3 protein-coding genes and 1 pseudogene are annotated in these 3,252 nt (G+C 66.3%); 3 read left to right on the forward strand and 1 reads right to left on the reverse strand.

What is annotated here, in order from left to right; genetic code table 11:
• Positions 1-267: pseudogene (locus tag AC5JJ6_RS05555) on the forward strand (RlmI/RlmK family 23S rRNA methyltransferase); the annotation flags it as partial.
• Positions 268-308: 41 nt separating this feature from the next.
• Here the strand turns inward: AC5JJ6_RS05555 and AC5JJ6_RS05560 are convergent.
• Positions 309-515, reverse strand: coding sequence for a hypothetical protein (locus AC5JJ6_RS05560; RefSeq protein ID WP_044429917.1), 207 nt, complete (start codon positions 513-515; stop codon positions 309-311).
• Positions 516-679: 164 nt separating this feature from the next.
• Here AC5JJ6_RS05560 and AC5JJ6_RS05565 point away from each other — a divergent pair, with 164 nt between their 5' ends.
• Complete coding sequence (locus AC5JJ6_RS05565; protein ID WP_496041088.1) at positions 680-2,539, forward strand: sensor histidine kinase; 1,860 nt, start codon at positions 680-682, stop codon at positions 2,537-2,539.
• A 190-nt stretch (positions 2,540-2,729) separates the two neighbouring features.
• A partial coding sequence (locus tag AC5JJ6_RS05570; protein WP_496041089.1) for a TerC family protein occupies positions 2,730-3,252 on the forward strand: 523 nt, incomplete at its 3' end.

The raw sequence follows: 3,252 nt of genomic DNA on the forward strand, positions 1-3,252 counted from the left end.
AAGGACCTTCAGGCGGGCTCCAGGGCCTATCGCAAGATGACACGGCTGGCGGCGTCGATCACGGCGCCCGGCGGGTTCCTGCTGGTGGCGTCGTGCAGCCACAACGTCGATGTGCCGCTGTTTGCCGAGCAGGTCGCGCGCGGACTGGACGATGCCCGGCGGACCGGGCGGATCCTGCGCACCGGCGGGGCGGCGGCGGACCATCCCGTCCACCCTCACCTGCCCGAGACGGCGTATCTGAAGGCCCAGATCCTTCAGCTGGACTGACCACGCCGGCATCGGCGGCCGGACCGGTTCCGGGATTCGGGTCAGCCGACGTCGCTGAATGTCTGGAAGGCCGCCATCAGGCGGGTGCGGTCCTTGGCCGGGAGCTTCTTGACCAGAGCCTGCGCTCGCTTGACGTCGGCCTCCGTTCCGCCGGCGGCGGCTTCGGTGAGGGCTTTGGCGGTTGCATTGTCGGCGCCGAAGACGAAGCGGGCGGCGGCGGCCAGCGGGCCGAGGGTGGCGTCGGACATCGGGTTCTCCGTGGGGGAATCGGCCGTCTCCGGCCGGAAGGTCCCTTCTCGTCCACTTTCACTGGGCACTTCCATTGGACACTTCTATCGGATTGGAGATTCCGGATGGAAGTGGACGGGACCATCCTCCATTGTAGGGTTGGTATCCGGTTGAGGAAAGCCGCTTGAAGGATCTGGCATCGGTGATCGGGGCATGGTGGCCTGCGGGCAAGCGCCCGCTCGCTTTCCCGCGCGGTTTTCGCGGGCTGGCGCTGGCGCTTGGGATCGCCGCCTGCGTGACGGTGCCGCCCGCGGCATACAGTGCCGCCCGATGGGCGCGCGAACGGGCGCTGACCGAACTGGGAGAGACGGCGCAGGCGCGGCTGACGCTCTACAGTGCGACCCTGACCGCCGAGCTGGAAAAGTTCAGGGCCTTGCCGCTCGCGCTCGCCTGGGATCCGGACGTCACGGCGCTGCTCGCCAAGCCGCGCGACCAGGAACTGATCGACCGGGTGGACCGCAAGCTGTCGGCGCTCAACGCCGGCGTTTCCCTGTCGGCGCTCTATGTCATGGGACGCGACGGCGTTACCCTGGCGTCCAGCAACTGGACCGACGAAACCAGCTTCATCGGCCGCAACTTCTCCTTCCGTCCCTATTTCCAGGACGCGCTGGACGGCAAGGTCGGACGGTATTTCGCGCTGGGAACGACGTCGCAGATTCCCGGCTACTACATAGCGTATCCGGTATGGGGACCGGTCTGGGCGGAAAACCATACGCTGGGGGTGGTCGTCGCCAAAGTCGCGATGGATGCGCTGGAAACGACCTGGAAAGGGATGGGCGGCGAGCGTGTCTTCGTCACCGACCGCCACGGCATCGTCTTCATCACCAATGTACCCGACTGGCGCTTCCGGACCCTGCGGCCGCTGAGCGCCGACGCCCGGCAGGAGTTGCGCGACAGCCAGCAGTACCACAACGCGGAGCTACGCCCGCTGCCGGCGCTGGACAGCGCCATGGTGCGCACCGCGCGCATTCCCGATACCGAATGGGACGTCCATGTGGCGCTGGACAGCCGGCCGGCCGGCGACCGTGCCCTGTCGGCGGCGCTGAGCGCCGGGATCGCGACGCTGCTGCTGCTGGCGGCCGGGCTGGTGGTGCTCCAGCGGCGGATGGCGCTTGCCGAACGCCTCGAGTACCAGCGGCGTTCGGGACTGATGCTGGAACGCCGGGTGACGGAGCGCACCGCCGAACTCAGCTCCGCCAATGCTCGGCTGACGGAGGAGGTTGCCGAGCGCGAGCGGGCCGAGCGGGAAGTCCTGCGCGCCCGCGACGAACTGATACAGACGGCCAAGCTGGCGGCGCTGGGACAGATGGCCGCCGGCATCGTGCACGAGGTCAATCAGCCTGTTTCGGCGATCCGGTCCTATGCCGAGAACGCCAGGCTGCTGCTGGACCGTGGACGGCTCGATCTTGTGCGGTCGAACCTGGGCGAAATCGCGGAACTGACCGAGCGGATGGCGAAGATAACCCGCCAGCTCAAGACCTTCGCCCGGAAATCTTCGGGCATCCTCACCCCTGTCTCTCCGCGTTCCGTGGTGGAGCACGCGCTCGGTCTTCTCGGCGCTCAGACGAACGACCTGGGCGCCGAGATCGTGTTCGAACTGCCGGAGAAGGCTCCGCCGGTCCTGGCCGACGAGGCACGGCTGGAGCAGGTGCTGGTCAACCTGCTGCGCAACGCGCTGGACGCCGTGTCGGCACGTAACCACCGGCTGATAACGATCAGCCTGGGGGAGGATGAGGAACACGTGCTGCTGAGCGTGAGGGACACCGGCCCCGGCATCGACGAGGATGACCTGCCAAGACTGTTCGATCCCTTCTTCACCACCAAGGAAGTGGGCGAGGGACTGGGTCTTGGGCTTTCGATCAGCTATGGGATCGTGCAGGGATTCGGCGGCCGGATCTCGGCCTCCAACCATCCCGACGGCGGCGCCGTCTTCACGGTGACGCTCCGGCGCGCGCCGGAACCCGCCGAGGCGCCGCCGGTTTAGGCCTAGCCATGCTTTCGAACCAGCCATGCGGTTTTCAATTGGCTGACCCTTGATTTTTGCACATCGCAGGGCCAATTCGGATGGACTACCCCACGGGTCCGGGCCCCGCTGGCGGCCGAGGCGTCGGCCGTGATGTCGGACCTTCCGTCAGCAACAGCCGACGCAGCAGCGTAAACGGGTCATTCTTTCCATGGACGCGCTCCTGGCCGCCCTTTCGGCGGACTTCCTGGGCAAACCTGCCTGGATCTGGCTTTCCTTCCTCGGTATCGTCGCCGCCCTGCTGGCCTTCGACCTCGGCGTCCTCCACCGCGAGACTCAGGAGATCGGCATCGCCGAAAGTCTGTGGCTCAGCGCCGGCTACATCGCCATGGGCTGTCTTTTCGGCGTCTGGCTCTGGTGGTATCTCGGGCCCGAGCCGGGCATGCAGTACTTCACCGGCTTCTTCGTCGAGAAGAGCCTGGCGATGGACAACGTCTTCGTCATATCGCTGATCTTCACGTATTTCGCCATTCCCAGGATCTATCAGCACCGCGTGCTGGTCTGGGGCATCCTGGGCGTCATCGTCCTGCGCGGCATCATGATCGGTCTGGGTGCGGCGCTGATCAACGAGTTCGACTGGATACTCTTCATCTTCGGCGGCTTCCTGCTGATCACCGGCATCAAGATGCTGTTCATCGCGGACAAGGAGCCGGACATCGCCGGCAACCCGATCC

It is taken from the genome of Skermanella sp. (genome assembly GCF_059503625.1).

Excerpts from the sequence above, each read along its gene's own strand:
- AC5JJ6_RS05560 (WP_044429917.1), bottom strand. The coding sequence starts at position 515 with ATGTCCGACGCCACCCTCGGCCCGCTGGCCGCCGCCGCCCGCTTCGTC.